The 16,079-nt window shown below is 49.0% G+C and carries 14 protein-coding genes; 12 read left to right on the top strand and 2 right to left on the bottom strand.

Annotated elements, in window-relative coordinates; genetic code table 11:
• Nucleotides 1-62 precede the first annotated feature (62 nt).
• The 10 genes from E0496_RS12160 to E0496_RS12205 all read left to right on the top strand — a co-directional run bounded on the left by E0496_RS12160 (nucleotide 63) and on the right by E0496_RS12205 (nucleotide 11,791).
• Nucleotides 63-1,004: a VanW family protein gene (locus tag E0496_RS12160; RefSeq protein WP_141501969.1), complete on the top strand. Its 942-nt coding sequence runs from the start codon at nucleotides 63-65 to the stop codon at nucleotides 1,002-1,004.
• 139 nt (nucleotides 1,005-1,143) lie between these two features.
• Nucleotides 1,144-1,893: a response regulator gene (locus E0496_RS12165; RefSeq protein WP_141501970.1), complete on the top strand. Its 750-nt coding sequence runs from the start codon at nucleotides 1,144-1,146 to the stop codon at nucleotides 1,891-1,893.
• A 152-nt stretch (nucleotides 1,894-2,045) separates the two neighbouring features.
• Nucleotides 2,046-3,380 carry an ABC transporter substrate-binding protein gene (locus tag E0496_RS12170; protein ID WP_241674747.1) on the top strand — a complete coding sequence of 445 codons (1,335 nt, stop codon included), beginning with the start codon at nucleotides 2,046-2,048 and terminating at the stop codon, nucleotides 3,378-3,380.
• A 125-nt stretch (nucleotides 3,381-3,505) separates the two neighbouring features.
• Nucleotides 3,506-5,305, top strand: coding sequence for a cache domain-containing sensor histidine kinase (locus tag E0496_RS12175; protein WP_141501971.1), 1,800 nt, complete (start codon nucleotides 3,506-3,508; stop codon nucleotides 5,303-5,305).
• Nucleotides 5,306-5,492: 187 nt separating this feature from the next.
• A complete protein-coding gene (locus E0496_RS12180) occupies nucleotides 5,493-6,089 on the top strand; it encodes a TetR/AcrR family transcriptional regulator (RefSeq protein ID WP_141501972.1) in 597 nt (198 codons plus the stop codon).
• Nucleotides 6,089-7,168 (top strand): DUF418 domain-containing protein, encoded by a 1,080-nt coding sequence (locus tag E0496_RS12185; RefSeq protein ID WP_141501973.1) that lies wholly within the window; start codon nucleotides 6,089-6,091, stop codon nucleotides 7,166-7,168. The genes E0496_RS12180 and E0496_RS12185 overlap by 1 nt, the downstream gene beginning before the upstream one ends.
• Before the next feature lie 247 nt (nucleotides 7,169-7,415).
• Nucleotides 7,416-8,297 carry a carbohydrate ABC transporter permease gene (locus tag E0496_RS12190; protein ID WP_141501974.1) on the top strand — a complete coding sequence of 294 codons (882 nt, stop codon included), beginning with the start codon at nucleotides 7,416-7,418 and terminating at the stop codon, nucleotides 8,295-8,297.
• A 12-nt stretch (nucleotides 8,298-8,309) separates the two neighbouring features.
• Nucleotides 8,310-9,140, top strand: a complete 831-nt coding sequence (locus E0496_RS12195) for a carbohydrate ABC transporter permease (protein ID WP_141501975.1) — start codon at nucleotides 8,310-8,312, stop codon at nucleotides 9,138-9,140.
• Between the two features lie 7 nt (nucleotides 9,141-9,147).
• Nucleotides 9,148-11,415, top strand: coding sequence for an FAD-dependent oxidoreductase (locus E0496_RS12200; RefSeq protein WP_141501976.1), 2,268 nt, complete (start codon nucleotides 9,148-9,150; stop codon nucleotides 11,413-11,415).
• An 88-nt stretch (nucleotides 11,416-11,503) separates the two neighbouring features.
• Nucleotides 11,504-11,791 carry a HesB/YadR/YfhF family protein gene (locus E0496_RS12205; RefSeq protein ID WP_141501977.1) on the top strand — a complete coding sequence of 96 codons (288 nt, stop codon included), beginning with the start codon at nucleotides 11,504-11,506 and terminating at the stop codon, nucleotides 11,789-11,791.
• Nucleotides 11,792-11,887: 96 nt separating this feature from the next.
• Here the strand turns inward: E0496_RS12205 and E0496_RS12210 are convergent, their stop codons facing one another.
• Nucleotides 11,888-12,916 (bottom strand): YheC/YheD family endospore coat-associated protein, encoded by a 1,029-nt coding sequence (locus E0496_RS12210; RefSeq protein WP_241674749.1) that lies wholly within the window; start codon nucleotides 12,914-12,916, stop codon nucleotides 11,888-11,890.
• A 240-nt stretch (nucleotides 12,917-13,156) separates the two neighbouring features.
• Here E0496_RS12210 and E0496_RS12215 point away from each other — a divergent pair, with 240 nt between their 5' ends.
• Nucleotides 13,157-14,110 (top strand): collagen-like protein, encoded by a 954-nt coding sequence (locus E0496_RS12215; protein ID WP_141501979.1) that lies wholly within the window; start codon nucleotides 13,157-13,159, stop codon nucleotides 14,108-14,110.
• A 213-nt stretch (nucleotides 14,111-14,323) separates the two neighbouring features.
• Here E0496_RS12215 and E0496_RS12220 read toward each other — a convergent pair whose 3' ends face one another.
• The gene (locus E0496_RS12220) at nucleotides 14,324-15,061 is read right to left on the bottom strand and encodes a Crp/Fnr family transcriptional regulator (RefSeq protein WP_141501980.1); all 738 of its coding nucleotides are present in this window, start codon (nucleotides 15,059-15,061) and stop codon (nucleotides 14,324-14,326) included.
• Nucleotides 15,062-15,295: 234 nt separating this feature from the next.
• On the opposite strand from E0496_RS12220, the gene E0496_RS12225 reads away from it, so the two are divergent.
• Nucleotides 15,296-16,078, top strand: a complete 783-nt coding sequence (locus tag E0496_RS12225; RefSeq protein ID WP_139995655.1) for a formate/nitrite transporter family protein — start codon at nucleotides 15,296-15,298, stop codon at nucleotides 16,076-16,078.
• The last annotated feature ends 1 nt before the right edge of the window (nucleotide 16,079 follow it).

Genomic DNA, 16,079 nt, shown 5'->3' on the forward strand with positions numbered 1-16,079 from the left:
TGGATTCCGCCAAAATGCCTCATACTACTCTGCAGATTACCGTAAGGGGGAGATTAGCGATTATGGGGCTGCAATGGGTTATAGCCATTTTAATTTTGTTCCAGCAAGGTCACTATCCTGATCCTTTGATTATCGAGCATGAAGGTCAGGAGCTATTCGAAATGAGCCGGTCGCATTATAGCGATTCCAATGCTGGCGTGCCTCTTATTGATCCGGATAAGCTTGAGGTCTTTATGGACGAGCTTGGCAAAAGAGTGCTGAAACTCCCCGTTAATGCAGCGCTAGATGGATATGGCCGAATCGTCTCGGAACAAACGGGACGAAAGCTTGACCGAGACGCATTTACGGTTCAATTTCATCGTTTTGTTTTTGAAGGAGGCTTCTTCCGTCTCGAAACTCCGCTAACAACGACGTATGCCAAAGTAGACAGTGAGCTGCTGTCAACGATAAAAGGTAAGCGGATCGGCCATTATGCTACATATTACAACCCGAATAACAAAAACCGCTCTCATAACGTCAGCTTGGCGGCCAAAGCCATTAATAACTATGTCGTCTTTCCCGGCGACAAGTTTTCTTTCAATGAAGTCGTTGGCAAACGGACGACAGAAAAGGGATATTTGCGTGCACCTGTAATTGTAAGAGGAGAAATGTCCGAGGACATAGGCGGGGGCATCTGCCAAATATCATCCACGCTCTTTAATGCGGCTGACCGTGCGGGCCTGCAAATCGTTCAGCGCTATACGCACAGCCGCAACGTTAAGTATGTACCGCATGGACGCGATGCGACGGTTAGCTGGGATGGGCCTGATTTTGTATTTCAAAATAATTACAGCGAGCCCGTCCTGATCCGCGCTTATGCAAGCGGAGGGCAGGCGAGCATCGTCATCTGTTCTTCCGAGGAAGTGAACGAGAAGAGGAGACAGGTGCCAAGCGCCTCGAAAAAGCTGCCCGAGGAAGCGAAGTCCGAGATGGACGCGGGAGGTCTGGAGGAGCATAAGGATTAGAACGCGCAAGCAATAGAACAAATCTACGCATTCATAAACCCTCATCATCCGCGGGTGGAACAAAACCATACATTTTTCTCTTTTGCTGCGCGTCCCTGGAGGAGGATGCTATAATGGGGGCAAAAGGGGGGGAGCGCCAGTGTGGAAGGTTCTGCTTGTGGAGGATGAGGTTTTTGTTCGGGAATCCATTCGTGAAATCATTCGGTGGGAAGAGATGGGCTTCATCCTAGCTGGTGAAGCGGGAGATGGGATGGAAGCGCTCTCTATGATCAAGGAAGACCCTCCCGATCTTGTTCTTACCGATATCATTATGCCCCGAATGGATGGCATCGAGCTGCTGAAGGAAGCCCGTCAGGCCGGGTGCTCCTCCAAGTTCGTCATGCTCACCTGCATGGGGGATTTCGAGTATATGCGTCAAGCGATGGAATACGGCGCGTCCAACTATATATTGAAGCTCTCGATGAGCGTGAAGGATCTTAGAGAGACGCTTCACAAGATCAACGCTGAATTAATGAAATCCAGCAGAGCTAAGGAAGCCTCAACGCCTCAGTTGCCAAGTCAGCCAGAACGCTCAGCGCACCCCGAGGTTCAAAAGATTTTGACGTATATTGAGGGACATTACGCTCAGGATATTACGGTCAAATCTCTTGCCCACTACGTCATGATGGGTGAGAATTATGTCAGTGCGCTGTTTAAGAAAAAAATGGGACAGACCTTGATTAGTTATTTGCATGAGTTCCGCATCCACAAAGCGAAGGATTTTTTGATGCGGACGGACTTGACCGTCAATGAAATAGGAGAACGCGTAGGGTTTATGAACGATAATTATTTTATCAAAATATTTAAGCGGATTACGGGGACAACGCCCAGCCAATTCCGCAAGGGATAGAACAAAACCGTTCAAAGCGATGCTGGCCATTGTTTTGTTTTACAAATATCTGTTCCATGAATTCAAACGATTTGTTCCTTAAAGGATCGACCTCCGGCTTGCTATTCTAAGTGTGCAACCTAAATCGAATATACAAACGGGAGGTCAAAGCATTGAAAACTAGTAAATGGATAACGCTTTCACTCGTGTTCATCGTTCTGATCAGTATGCTGGGCGCTTGCTCAAGCGGTAACAGCGGAGCGGGTGGCAATAAAACGGAAGGCGGGCAGACAGCGGGAACGGATAAGCCTTCCGCACCAGTCAAGCTGATGATGTGGGGCGGGGTGCCGCCGGAGTCGGGCCCGCAGGCTGTTGTCGATGCTTGGAATAAGGAGCATCCGGAAATTCAGGTGGAATATGTGCGTTTCGTCAATGACGACGATGGCAACTTAAAGCTGGATACGGCTTTGCTGACTGGGCAAAACGTGGACCTGTTCGTGAACTATACGCTGACCCAAACCCAAAAGCGTATTGATGCCGGCGTCGCGCTCGATTTGAGCGCCTTTACCGACTACAATATTTTGGAGAAGATGGGCAGCAACGCGGAAGGCTGGCAGGTCAACGGTAAATTTTACGGCGTCCCAACGACAAGGAGCGCTTTCTTCGTCGCTTTGAACAAGGATGCGCTGGATGCGGCGGGCCTTCCGGTTCCAAAGGATTGGACATGGGAGCAGGCAAGAGAGTATGCCAAAACGTTAAAGCCCGCTAGTGGCTACGGTATGGTCCAGCATTTGGAGCCATTCCTTGATCCGATTGACGCGGCTCTGACTAAGGAAGGTTACGTTAAAGCGGACGGCACATCGAACCTCGATTCGCCTTCTGTGAAGAAATGGCTGGAGACGCTTGGCGGAATGATGACGCTAGATCAGACGACGCCGCCGCTTGGCGAGCAGATTACATCGAAAATTCCGGTTGAAAATGTGTTTCTTGCCGGAGAATCTCCAATGCTGAACATCGGTGCCTGGCTGCTGAGAAGCTCCAATAATTTCACCGATTTCCCGCGTGACTTCAAGATTGCATTCGCACCTGTCCCTCGTCTCGTAGAGAATCAGGCGGATTATATCCCTCGCGGGGGCTTAGGGGATTACATCTCGATCAATGCAAAATCCTCGTATACGAAGGAAGCTTGGGAATTTCTAAAATGGTATGCCGATGGCGGAATGGCGCCAATGGCTGCCGGTGGCCGCTTGCCTGCCTCGAATGCAGCCGATCAAGACGAAATGGTGGCGAACCTGCTTGGCGACAAAGGAGACACTTACGACAAAGAATCTCTGATGTACGTGTTGTTCGAAGACGAGACGCCAACGCATGTCCGCGAGCTGCCGCAAGAGGTTACGGATTTGATTACGCAGGAATACGAGAAATTTTTCTTGGGCAATCAGAACGCAGACCAGACCACGGCCAATATGGTTAAGCGCCATAATGAATATTTGAAGCAAGCCAAATAAGCAGGAACGTACGATAGCTGACCCTATGCGCCAAAAAGGCGTATGGGGACGGCTTTTTGCCCAATATCCAACTGTGAAGCACGGCGCCAGCCGTCCGCTCTCAGGCAGCAGGGAGGCTGGTCCGCATGCGAAAATGGTTCCAATACGTCGTACCCCATAAGCTGAAATATCGGCTGTTTGTCGCCTTTGCTCTCCTCATTCTGCTGCCGTTCGGCATCTTGAACGTCTATAATTTTCAGCGGATTGAATCAGTCATTCAGGAGAAAATCAGTGACCAAAGCCATGAGCAGCTCAAAAATTTACAGCGGACGCTGCAAGACCAGATGAGCATCGCGTTCAAGGCGCTTATTTTTCTGGAGCAGGATGCTGTCGTTCGCAATCTGCTGAAAGCGCCGGAAACCGGAAATCTGCTGGATAACAAGGATGTGATGGAGGAGAAGTTCAAAGGCATCAACAACAGCTTTTTTCTGTACAACCCGTCCGTGTATTTTACGCTGCTGGATTTACAGGGAAACGTCTACACTTCTTATCAGCCGAAGACGACACTAAATTACGAGTCTATGCGGCAAAGCCGCTGGTTCGAGGAAACGCTGCGCAAAGGCACGCCGTACCAGTGGGTTCCGAATGACGATAATTATTTGTTTTCGGATTTATCGCGAAGCAGTACCCTGCTCTCGCTCTATGGCGTATTGAGAGATTCGCAGCATAAGCCGTATGGCATGGCCCGCGTAAGCATCGATTACTCCTATTGGTTCAAATCGATATTGAATACCTCCTCCGGCGGACAGGAGTATTTCCTCATCACGGGCGAAGGAGAAGACGTGGCGCAAGGGGTTTCCGGAGACTCGCTGTCACTAGAGGTATCGGACGAGATCGTGTCGGGAGGCAAGCAGGAAGGTTATCTGATTGATCCCGTGTCGGAGGCGCTTATTAATTTCAGCTATATTGAATCCTTGGACTGGTATATTGTGAACCGCATTCCGTCGGCTATTTTGTTCGATGATCTCTACTCGCTCAAACAGCAATATTTTTTAACCTTTTTCCTTTTCATTGCCGCATTTATTTTAATCGCCTTTATGATTGCTTACGGCTTCACCAGGCCTCTATCCCATATGCAAAACAAAATGCGGGAGGCCGTCCGTAAGGACTTGAACATCCGTTTGCCGGAGAAGCGTTATAAGGGCGAGGTGTTTGAGCTGGCCCAAACCTTCAATACGATGCTCGCCGACATGAACGGCTTGATCCGGCGCTTGAAGACCGAGGAGAGGGAAAAGGATGCCGTCCATTTCCAAATGCTGCTGGCCCAGTTGAATCCCCATTTTCTGCTTAACACGCTCAATACGATGAAGTGGCTTGCGCTGCGCAATGACCAGGATGAGATCGCAGAAATGAGCATGTCGCTTGGGAAGTTGCTGGAGACGAGCCTCAATTCCGATGTAGACTTAATACATTTGCGCGACGAAATGGAGCTAATCAAGGCTTATATTTATATCCAGCAAATGCGCTACAATCACCGCTTTACGATTCATTACGAATATGAGCAGGCCAATGAATATGTGCTCGTGCCGAAGCTTGCATTGCAGCCCTTGATCGAAAATGCCATTCAGCATGGCATTGCCCATATGACCGAAGGCGGCAGCATTCGAATCCGAATTTATGCGGAGGAGGAGCAAAGCCTCATTGTGGAGGTGGAGGACAACGGCGTGGGCGTCGAACGGGCTTCTACGATGCAGCCGGGAAGGAAGCGGCCGGGCATCGGGCTGAAAAATATAAAAGAGAGACTGCGATTGCTGTTCAAAGAAAAAGGAAGCCTTGAAATTTCTTCTTCAGAGAGCGGCACGCTCGTCAGGCTTCAATTTCCTTATCTGCTTTCAAGGCCGTTTGATCAAGGGCAGAACGCAAGCAAGGATCACGGGGACTTGTAGAAGGGCAAAAAACATATCTGCGCAACTTCAACTGGATAGATGGTGCGTTGTAAACGGAAAAAGAGGTTTACAGCGCGGAATTCGAGAGGCCAGAAAAAAGATTGCAGAATAAACGGTTATCCGTTAAACTTTACTTACCGACCGTTAAGTAAGTTGATAAGTAAGTGAGCAGGGGGTTGTAATTAAGATGGACAAAAAATCAACGTATGCCGTTATTTTGGAAACGGCTTATCAGATGTTTGCGGAGTATGGTTTTGAGAAGACGAGCATGGCGATGATTGCTAAGCAGCTGGACATTTCCAAGCCAGCCTTATACTATCATTTCCCATCCAAGGAATCGATTGTGGATATGTTGTTTGAGGAGCTTTGCGAAAGCATTGAATTCCATAAGTTTTTCACTCGTTCAGAGTATACAAAAGAGAATTTGGAAGAGAAGCTGATTAAAGACGGTCTATATATGATTATGGAGCAGAAGACAGATCCACATTACTCGCGAATTATGAAGCAGTATCAAGCACTCGGTTACCGGAACCCGAAATATGCAGAGCGGCTCGTACGAATCTTGGATCAGTATGCTTATGGCTTTGATGAGCTGCTGCGTCTTGGAAACCCACCTGAAGCTAAGGCGATCCAGAATACACGTATACTAGGACAGCTGCTGGCGATGACCGTGGACAGTATTGACAACTTTGCAAGCTACGGATTGGATTATGCCTATGAGGAGATCTGGAGATCAACAGTCCAAGCCATCGTGAATGGAGTTAGAGACGGGGGTAGCATGTGATGAAGAAGGGGCAGCCGCGCATATTGGCGCTCGATTACGCTCGGGCTTGGGCGATTTTTGGCATGATTATGGTAAACTACAAGCTTGCTATGCAGGCGGAGCAAGGCGGCGCAGCATGGCTGCTTAAGGCGGCGGCCTTGTTTGAGGGAAGAGCGTCGGCGCTATTTGTGCTGCTGGCAGGTTTTGGCGTATCCTTAATGACCATGAAAGCGAGAAGCAGCTTGGATCAGGAGTTGGTCCGCCAGAGCCGAAATTCCTTGTACCGAAGGGCGGCATTTCTGTTTATGAGCGGTCTGCTGTTGATGGCGACAGGCTGGAACGCGGATATTTTACATTATTATGCGGTGTTTATGTTGACAGCCGGGCTGTTGATAACGGTACGGGACAAAACACTTATTCGTCTACTTGTTATCCTTTTAATTGGCTCCCAAGCTGGTTTGGTATGGTTTGATTACAACAAGGGATGGGATCTTGGGTTCCATCGATATGAAGACTTTTGGACGCTTTCGGGGTTCGCACGCAATCTGTTTTTTAACGGTTTTCATCCGGTTTCTCCATGGTTATGTTTTTTTCTGCTTGGGCTTTGGCTCGGCCGAAAGCCTTGGTTTAAAGGAAATCGCCGCCTGAAGCTGCTTCTCTATTCGGTGTCAGGCGCGGTACTGCTTGAATTAATTTCCTATGCCCTTATTCGGTGGAGCGCGCCTATATTAGATTCAGACGCCGCTCATTATTTGTTTATGACAAAGCCGATGCCGCCAACGCTGCTTTATGTTTTGTCTGCGGCATGCACGGGTATAGCATTTTTGGTTTGCTGTTTTTATGCGACAGAGAAGTGGGCTGCTTCCCGATGGACGAAGTGGCTTATTCATACGGGACAGCTTTCTCTCACGCACTACATCGGCCATGTGTGGCTGGGATTAGGCTTGCTTGAAATGGCAGGCCGTTTGGAGAATGGGAGCCTTTCCTTTGCTGTGCTCTATGGCTGTGGATATTTCATAGCTGCCGTAGTTTTCTCAGCCTTATGGAGAAGATGGCTGCCAAGAGGGCCAATCGAGCTGATGATGCGGAAAATAGGCTGACGCAGCTGCCTTGTTTTTATCGATTCTGTATACAGCAAAATGGTCAAACACTTGGATTTGATCCAGGTGTTTTTTTGTTGCCTTCAGCTGCGATGCTTCTTGCGGAATAGAACATATCTTTGTTTTCTCAAGAGTTCGGTGAGCTGAAAATGAATGGTTTTGTGATATGAAGTTGGTTGTTCTGTTACCTCAAATCGTTGTGGACTGCTGGTAGACTGGTCATATAAACAGCAAATGGGGTGTGTACATGAAACGAAATTGGATGAAGCGACAGCAGCTGCTCGGCTATTTGTTTATTGGACCTAATATGCTAGGCGTCGTTTTATTTTTTATTTTGCCAGCGATCTATTCTCTGTATCTTGTCTTTACAGATTACAAATTTATGGCACCGAAAATGAGCTTTATCGGACTGGATAACGTGAAACGGCTGCTTCACGATGAAATTTTTTATGTCTCGCTCCAAAATACCATCGTCTTCCTGCTTGCTGTGCCGGTATCAATTGGCCTGGCGTTTCTCGTAGCGCTGGCACTCAACCGCAAGCTCTTTTTCAAAAAAACGCTGAGAGCGCTCTATTTCATGCCTTACATCACGAGCGGCGTGGCGGTCGCTTTCGTCTGGATGCTGCTCTTTCATCCGAAGCAGGGACCGATCAATGCGATCCTGACAAGCCTAGGCGTCACCAACCCGCCGGGATGGCTGTCTACAACAGAGTATTCCATGCTCGCCATTGATATTATTTGGATCTGGTTCATGCTCGGCTACAATATGATCATTTATTTGGCTGCTTTGCAGGAAATCTCCGGTGAGCTGCTGGAAGCGGCGAAGATTGACGGAGCCAAGCCCTATCAGGTCACCTACAAAATCGTGTGGCCGCTGGTTAGCCCGACAACCTTCCTGCTTATGATTACGGGGCTAATCATGACGATTAAGACCTTCGGTATTATTCAGGCCATTACCCAAGGCGGTCCGGGCAACAGCACAATGATTCTGTCACTGTTCGTATACAAAAATGCCTTCCGTTATTACGAGATGGGTTACGCTGCGACGATATCATGGGCTTTGTTCTTCATTATTATGCTGATCACCCTCGTGCAGTGGTGGGGGCAAAAACGCTGGGTTCACTACTGAGGAGGCTTACGCATGAAAATAATTACGAAGACAAGCCACTGGTGGCTGACCATGCTCATGGCATTTTTTGCGATTGTTATGATTCTGCCTTTTGTCTGGATGTTCAGCACGTCCTTCAAAACGCCGGCGCAAGTATTTGAATACCCGGTCCGCTGGCTTCCGTCGCAGTGGATCTGGGATCATCACATCAAGGTATGGACGGGGCCGAAGAGCTTTGGCACGTATTATCTGAATTCCTTGAAAGTGTCGCTAATCAGCACGGTAGGGGCAACGCTGCTCTCTGCTTTTGCGGCATACGGCTTCTCCCGCATTGAGTTTAATGGCAGAAATGCACTCTTCGTCGTGTACCTATCGATGATGATGGTTCCGCCGCAGGTACTGTTTGTGCCAAAATTTCTTATGTTCGACAGCTGGGGCATTTACAATACGCATTGGGCACTTATCCTGCCAGGCATGTTCACGATATTCGGGGTATTTATGATGAGGCAGTTTTTTCTCTCGATTCCGAATGAAATATCGGAGTCCGCATTTATAGATGGGGCGGGGCATATCCGAATCTTTTTCCGCTTGATTATGCCGCTTGCCAAGCCGGCTCTGGCTACGCTTGCGATTATTGATTTTTCCTGGCATTGGAACGATTACGAGAATGCGCTTGTATTCCTGATCGATGAAAGCCTATATACCGTACCGCTCGGCCTGCAAAATTTCATCCTTGAAAATAACGTGGACTACAACGGGATGATGGCAGCCGCTTCGGCGGGCATCGTACCAATGCTCCTTGTATTCATTATTGGCGAACGCTTTATCGTGCAGGGCATTACGAATTCCGCAGTGAAAGGATGAGCTCAACATGAAGGAAGAAACGGTCCGCTCGGATGTAACCGTCGTCGGAGGAGGCTTGGCTGGCGTATGCGCCGCCGTAGCGGCAGCACGTCTTGGCAGCAAGGTAGCGCTAATCAATAACCGAGGCGTACTCGGCGGAAATTCCAGCAGCGAGGTTCGCGTATGGGTATGCGGAGCAACGGCGCACGGGACGAACCGTTATGCTAGGGAAACCGGCATTATGGGCGAAATGTTCGTGGAGAACCAGTATCAGAATCCGGATGGGAACCCTTATTTATGGGATTTGGTTGTGCTGGAGACGGTAAAGGCGGAGCCTAACATCCAGCTCTTCCTCCATACGGACGTGCATGAGGTGGAAGCGGACGGGCCAGAGCATGAGCGGCATATCCAATCGGTAACGGGTTGGATGATGGGCTCGGAGCGACGCATCCGCTTTGAGAGCCCACTATTTCTAGATTGTACGGGCGACGGTCTTGTCGGCTTTCTGGCAGGGGCGAAATATCGGCTCGGCAGGGAAGCCCAGCATGAATTTAATGAAGAATGGGCTCCGGAAATGGCTGATGATATTACGCTCGGCAGCACGCTCCTCTTTTATACGAAAGATGCCGGGCATCCCGTGAGATTTGTGCCGCCAAGCTTCGCCAAGGACATTGCCCAAACGCAAATTCCGATTAAGCGGGTCATTCGAAGCGGGGATTCCGGCTGCCATTATTGGTGGATCGAATGGGGCGGGGAGCTGGATACGGTCCATGCGAACGAGCTGATCCGGGATGAGCTGTGGTCGGTCATCTATGGGATATGGGATTATATCAAAAACTCGGGACAGTTCGAGGCGGATACGATGACGCTGGAGTGGGTAGGCTCGCTGCCCGGCAAGCGGGAGTATCGCCGCTTTGTGGGCGATTATGTACTGAACCAAAACGATATCATCGCGCAAACGCCGTTCGAGGATCGTATTGCTTTCGGTGGCTGGTCGATCGATTTGCATCCGCCTCAAGGGATGTATGCGTCGGAAAGCGGCTCCAAGCATATGCACGCGGACGGCATCTATCACATTCCATACCGCTCGCTGTATTCGGTTAATGTGAACAACATGCTGTTCGCAGGCCGCAATATCAGCGCAAGCCATGTGGCCTTTGGCACAACACGCGTTATGGCCACCTGTGCGGTCATCGGCGAAGCCGCTGGAACAGCGGCTGCATTATGCGCGCGCAATGGAGTAACGCCGAGAGAACTGTATCAAAGCCGGCTGGAGGAGCTTCAACGGACGCTGCTGAAGCAGGATGCTTCCATGATCGGGCTGGCGCTTAGCGATGAAGAGGAGCTTGCCCAAGCAGCCCAACTATCCGCATCTTCCGTGTTTCAACAGCTGCAGACCGATGCGGATACCGACTATACGTATGCTTTGACAAATGATGCAGCCCTGCTGTTCCCTGTGGACGGGGGACTGGAGCGTTTGGAGCTGCTGGTGGACGTGATGCAGGATACGGAGCTTTGCGTAGAGGTATGGGATACCGGGCGAGAGGAAAATTACGTGCCTGCTCGTTTGCAGGCGTCGTCGAAGATCCGCATAGCCAAAGGGGAGAAGCAATGGGCGGCGTTAGAGCTTGGCTGGCAGCCGAGACTTGCGCAAAACGCATTTGTCATTATCTCGCAAAATGATCACATTAAACTGCATACGGTGCAGCAATCCATACCGGGGGTGCTCGCCTTTGAGCGTAAAGCAGCTCCTAACGCGAGCGAGGATTTGGAGGACCATGATCCAACGCAGCCGGTTATGGAGTGGAGCATGAAGCATTTGGCCCATCGGCTATTTGGCTTCCGAGTAGAAGGAAGCTCGGCAGCCTACGCGCCGGCCAAAGCGGTTGATGGCATTATCCGTCCTTTTGGAGGCCCTCATCTGTGGATGTCCGAGCGTATGGCGGTTGGCCGCGAGGAATGGCTGCAGCTCGATTGGGGTCAGGAGCAGACGGTAACGGAGCTAAGAATCATTTGGAATAATGATGTGAACGAGGATCTCATTAATTTGCATCATCATTACACCTCGTATGAGGTTTTGCCCGATTTGGCCAAGTCTTACCGAATCGAAGCCTTTGCTGCTGGAGAGTGGCATGCGGTTGCAGCCACGGCTGACAATCGCAGGCGTTTGAATGTCGTTAAGCTGGAGCAGCCGGTGAAGACACAAGCGATTCGTATCATTATTGAAGAAACCAATGGTTCGCCCTATGCTCAGCTTATCGCTATTCAAGTATATAACGGGCAAAGTGGACGCTGACGAGCGCCATTTTGCAATCGAAAGGTTGACATAGCCCCGCTTATTCGCAATGATGGAATAGAATAGGCAGGGAAGGGAGTTAACCGCGATGAAGTTAATAGTTGAGCAGCCAGCGGCAAGCTGGTACAAGACGGAGATGGGGCTGGTCGACGGAGACGCGATTCGTATATTTGTGCGTTTAGGCGGCTGTGGCAGCGTACATCCGGGTCTTTCCCTTGGCATCACCAAGGATGAGCCAAGAAGCATCGGTTTGAGCGTAGAAGCGGAAGGCGTAACTTATTATATAGAAGAAGATAATTTATGGTATTTGGAGAAAAAGTCGCTTCGCATCTCGTTTGACGAGAAACACGAAGAAATCAAAATGGATGTAGAGTAAGAAGTAAGGGTGCCTCATTGCCGGGTTAACGGTGAGGCGCCCTTGTTTTTTACGTATAGGAAAGTATATGAGTTTGCTTATACTTTCTCTATCCATCTACGCTTGGTCGATGGATACTGTTCGCAGCTGAGAGAGATAATAAGCATACTCCAAGGGAGTTCTGTATATTCGTTTGGTAAGTTCCGGGATTTTAAGATCCTTATACATTTCTTTTTGTGGTTTCCCGTTAAGCTCAATGATCCATGGTTTTTTTTGTTTATCTATGACAAAGTCGACACTCAGCTCTCCCAATAATCCGATACAGCTTTCTGCTGATTTGGCAGCTTGTATAGCGAGGTCGTACAATGCTTCGAGTGTTTTATCTCTTTCCTCTGCAGATAGTAACTGTCCTAGCAAGTCATAGGTGTCATAAATCGTTTCACACATACTCGTATTAAAATAGTCTTTGTACGCCACTCTGCTTATTATCGCTGTGACCGTCCAGCTTCCTAAAATCCCTTTCTGCGCAAGAACCCTTATATCAAAAAAATGATCACCAAGCTGCTCCGTACGAATACCCTGCTGAATAATGTAGTTATTCACTCCAACTAGCTTATCCAAGAGCATCGGCAACTGTTCATTTTTTCTGCAAATATAGAGGGGGGCCAAGCTATGCAAGGAGATATGAACATCCCCGTTATGCATTAATTCAATCCGGTAGACGGATTCCCCCTTTGAGCCGTAGAAGGGCTTTAAATATAAGATTTTGTACTTGGCGATTAGCGACGCCATATTCTCTCTTTTGTATAAGAAGGTGTCGGGTAAATGCGGACTAAGCCAGAATTGCGTTAATTGGTTATAAAGCTCCCATTTATTAAAATGGTTGACGGTGTTGAAGCATTTGTTTTTGCCAATAGCGAGCTCCAAGCGTTGGAGTGTCGTTATTTTTTTGTTAAAGCCCCGATTATAAACGGCATCAGGAAAAGGGTATGAACGCTGCTTCCAGCTGTCCTTCTTTTGGCCAAGTCCATTAATTCTTCGTTTCTCCCAAACAATATCTGCTGGTGTAAAGGCGAATAGTCTCAAATTCAAGTCGTTATATTGTTTATGAAGTTCTAAAATCGTTTTTCTATGTTTTTTTTGCATGACAAAAATTCCGATTAAAGGGTGGCTCTCCACTATCATCTCTCCCTGCTCCAGCACTTTTATTATTTAATGCGAGCATAGAGTAGATGGATTGGGACATTAACATAATGAAGGAGCCATAGAATGAAAATAGTTCTCTATTTTGCCTATTTTTTAAAATTGATAGGTGTTTGCTGTGTTTATCTTTTAATGAAATCAATATAATGGACTATGTTTGTCTGATCATAAGGAGCTGAGTACATGGGAAGGTGTAATTGCCCTCCTGGCCCTCCAGGACCTGAGGGTCCAAGTGGTCCTCAAGGTATAGCGGGTTCGTCAGGTGCGACAGGAGCAGCGGGAACGGCGGGTCCAGCAGGGCCAGTAGGCCCCGCGGGTACGACAGGAGTGACGGGAACGGCAGGCGCAGCAGGCCCCGTGGGTGCAACAGGAGCGACGGGAACGGCAGGAGAAGCAGGCGCAGCAGGCCCCGTGGGTGCAACAGGAGCGACGGGAACGGGGGGAGAAGCAGGCGCAGCAGGACCGACCGGTGCGACAGGAGCGACGGGAACGGGGGGAGAAGTTGGCCCAGCAGGACCAACCGGTTCAACAGGAGCGACGGGAACGGGGGGAGAAGTTGGCCCAGCAGGACCAACCGGTTCAACAGGAGCGACGGGAACGGCAGGAGAAGCAGGCCCAGCAGGACCGACCGGTACGACAGGAGCGACGGGAACGGCAGGAGAAGCAGGCCCAGCAGGACCGACCGGTACGACAGGAGCGACGGGAACAGGTGGAATATTAGGTTTTGCGGACTTCTTCGCGCTTATGCCTCCTGATAATCCAACAACGGTTGCTGCTGGAACTGATGTTAGTTTCCCACAGGATGGGCCTACAAGCGGCATAGGAGTATCTCGCACAGGACCAAGTACTTTCAACATAGCTGCAATAGGGACTTATCAGGTCTTTTTTCAAGTAAGTGTCGATGAAGCGGGTCAACTGCTTTTAACGCTTAATGGTGCGGATTTAGCTTATACAGTGGTGGGCCGCGCAACAGGAACTTCGCAGCTTGTCGGCGTCTCAATTGTGCAAACAACGGCTACTAATTCTATATTAACGGTAAGAAATCCCGCCGGTAATCCGGCAGCATTGACGATTACTCCACTTGCTGGAGGTACAAGATCCGTTTCGGCACATCTTGTTATTACGCATCTTGCTTAAATAATATCTGATTAGGCATAGTCAAATTTATAATCATGTTACGTATCCTTTAGTACATGCATATACAAGTTAAAGAGCTCTCCGTTTAGCCTTTACAGGCAATTTGGAGAGCTCTTTCGATTAAAGCGGATATGACTGAAGGCTGGCACAAGACATACTTTTTAGCAACAGTTTACTGTCACTTTCTCTACGTTGTTCCCGGAGGATAGTTGTTTAAACCCGGCAAATTTCAATGGGGCATTGCTCGCATCTGCAGGTGTTGCGAAGATAATCCATATTTTTAATGACGATCGTTCCGTTGCTGATTTCGAGAACCTCTGCCTTGCGCATATCGCTGAGCATGCGGTTGACGCTCTCCCGCGTGGCTCCGATCATCTCCGCAAGATCCATATTGGTCGCCTTGTAGTTTATCGTTATTTGATTGTCTCGCTTAATGCCATAGGAGTTGCTCATGCGGATCAACAGGGAGCAAAGCGCACCCGGCTTGCCGTAGAGGAGCAAATCCCGGAACTTGGTCTGCGTCATCCGGTACATGGCGCCCATCCACCGCATAAACTCAATGGCAAGGTCGCCATTGGCAAGCAGAAGCTTCTCAAGTTCCCCTTGCTCGATTACCCCAAACTCGGCAGCCTCAATGACCTCTGCGCTAAAGGCCTGAACAGAAGGCTGAAACGGCGTTATATGTCCAAACATATCACCAGCATGATGAAGATAAAGGGTGATTTTATTGCCTGTATCGGTCGTTTTCGTCAGCTTGACACGGCCTTTCCTTACATAATACATATATTCGGCGGATTCGCCTTCTTGAAACAAAAAGCCGTGAACGTCGACTTTTCGGGTATGCATAATGCCCTTTAGCTTGTTGAAGTTTTCTTCGGAGAAAAAAGCGGCCACCCCTGTATCCTGCCTGCTTTCCCCTTCATTTAAAAGCGAGTATATGCTTACTGCCATTGCTTGCCAGCCCCTCTCGGCTTATCTCTTGTTTCTATTTTAAATGAAGGAGCGCTCCAGCCATATCGGGGAACCTCCCTATTTATTCCGAGGCTTTCGAGCAGAAACCCTGAGTAATAGTTCAGGGAGTTCCCCGACATACAAATGAAAAGGAATCCCCTAGAATAAGGGTATGGCAAGGGCAAGCAAACAAAGCTCAAGTCACCATGCATCAATTGTAAGGGGGTTTACAAGGTGGAGCACATACCTTTAAAAAGGGTTGAGCAGCTTGCTTTGAAGAAGCAGAAGGTGTTTCTGTCAAGCAAACTGAGGTATATATTGCGAGCGATGCTGGCGAGTATGTTTATCGGCTTCGGTGTCATCGTGGCTTTTAAGACCGGCAGCTTCTTCTATGAAACGCATAGCCCGCTCACTTATCCGATGGCGGCGATCACGTTCGGCGCAGCTATTATCCTCATTGCTTATGGCGGAGGAGACTTGTTCACCGGCAATACCTTCTACTTTACCTTCACTGCCCTGCGCGGCAAAATGCGCTGGGCAAACGTAATCAAATTATGGATTACGAGCTATGCAGGAAATTTTCTGGGAGCTGTTGCTTTTGCTCTTCTGATTTGGGCGACAGGGCTATTCAAGGATGCTTCCGTTAACGGTTTTCTGCTAAGCGTGGTAGAGAAGAAGCTTCACGCTCCCGTATTGGAATTATTTTTCCGAGGCGTGTTGTGTAACTGGTTGGTCTGCCTTGCATTTTTCGTACCGATGTCGCTGCGCGGCGATGGACCTAAGCTATTCGCCATGATGCTGTTCGTGTTCTGCTTCTTTATTTCCGGTTACGAGCACAGCATCGCTAATCTTTGCACGTTCGCCATTGCGTTAGTTCTTAATCACCCGGGCACGATTTCACTCGGAGGCATGATTCATAATCTGGTTCCGGTGACGCTCGGCAATTTAATCGGCGGTTCCGTCCTGATGGGCGTTATGTATTATTTCGTAAATAAACCATTTGATGAGGTGGAATAAC

This window comes from Paenibacillus luteus, assembly GCF_006542765.1.
Classification (GTDB): Bacteria; Bacillota; Bacilli; order Paenibacillales; family Paenibacillaceae; genus Pristimantibacillus; species Pristimantibacillus luteus.

Excerpts from the sequence above, each read along its gene's own strand:
- E0496_RS12185 (WP_141501973.1), top strand. The coding sequence starts at position 6,089 with ATGAAGAAGGGGCAGCCGCGCATATTGGCGCTCGATTACGCTCGGGCT.
- E0496_RS12205 (WP_141501977.1), top strand. The coding sequence starts at position 11,504 with ATGAAGTTAATAGTTGAGCAGCCAGCGGCAAGCTGGTACAAGACGGAG.
- E0496_RS12220 (WP_141501980.1), bottom strand. The coding sequence starts at position 15,061 with ATGGCAGTAAGCATATACTCGCTTTTAAATGAAGGGGAAAGCAGGCAG.
- E0496_RS12195 (WP_141501975.1), top strand. The coding sequence starts at position 8,310 with ATGAAAATAATTACGAAGACAAGCCACTGGTGGCTGACCATGCTCATG.
- E0496_RS12175 (WP_141501971.1), top strand. The coding sequence starts at position 3,506 with ATGCGAAAATGGTTCCAATACGTCGTACCCCATAAGCTGAAATATCGG.
- E0496_RS12200 (WP_141501976.1), top strand. The coding sequence starts at position 9,148 with ATGAAGGAAGAAACGGTCCGCTCGGATGTAACCGTCGTCGGAGGAGGC.
- E0496_RS12190 (WP_141501974.1), top strand. The coding sequence starts at position 7,416 with ATGAAACGAAATTGGATGAAGCGACAGCAGCTGCTCGGCTATTTGTTT.
- E0496_RS12210 (WP_241674749.1), bottom strand. The coding sequence starts at position 12,916 with ATGCAAAAAAAACATAGAAAAACGATTTTAGAACTTCATAAACAATAT.
- E0496_RS12215 (WP_141501979.1), top strand. The coding sequence starts at position 13,157 with ATGGGAAGGTGTAATTGCCCTCCTGGCCCTCCAGGACCTGAGGGTCCA.
- E0496_RS12180 (WP_141501972.1), top strand. The coding sequence starts at position 5,493 with ATGGACAAAAAATCAACGTATGCCGTTATTTTGGAAACGGCTTATCAG.
- E0496_RS12160 (WP_141501969.1), top strand. The coding sequence starts at position 63 with ATGGGGCTGCAATGGGTTATAGCCATTTTAATTTTGTTCCAGCAAGGT.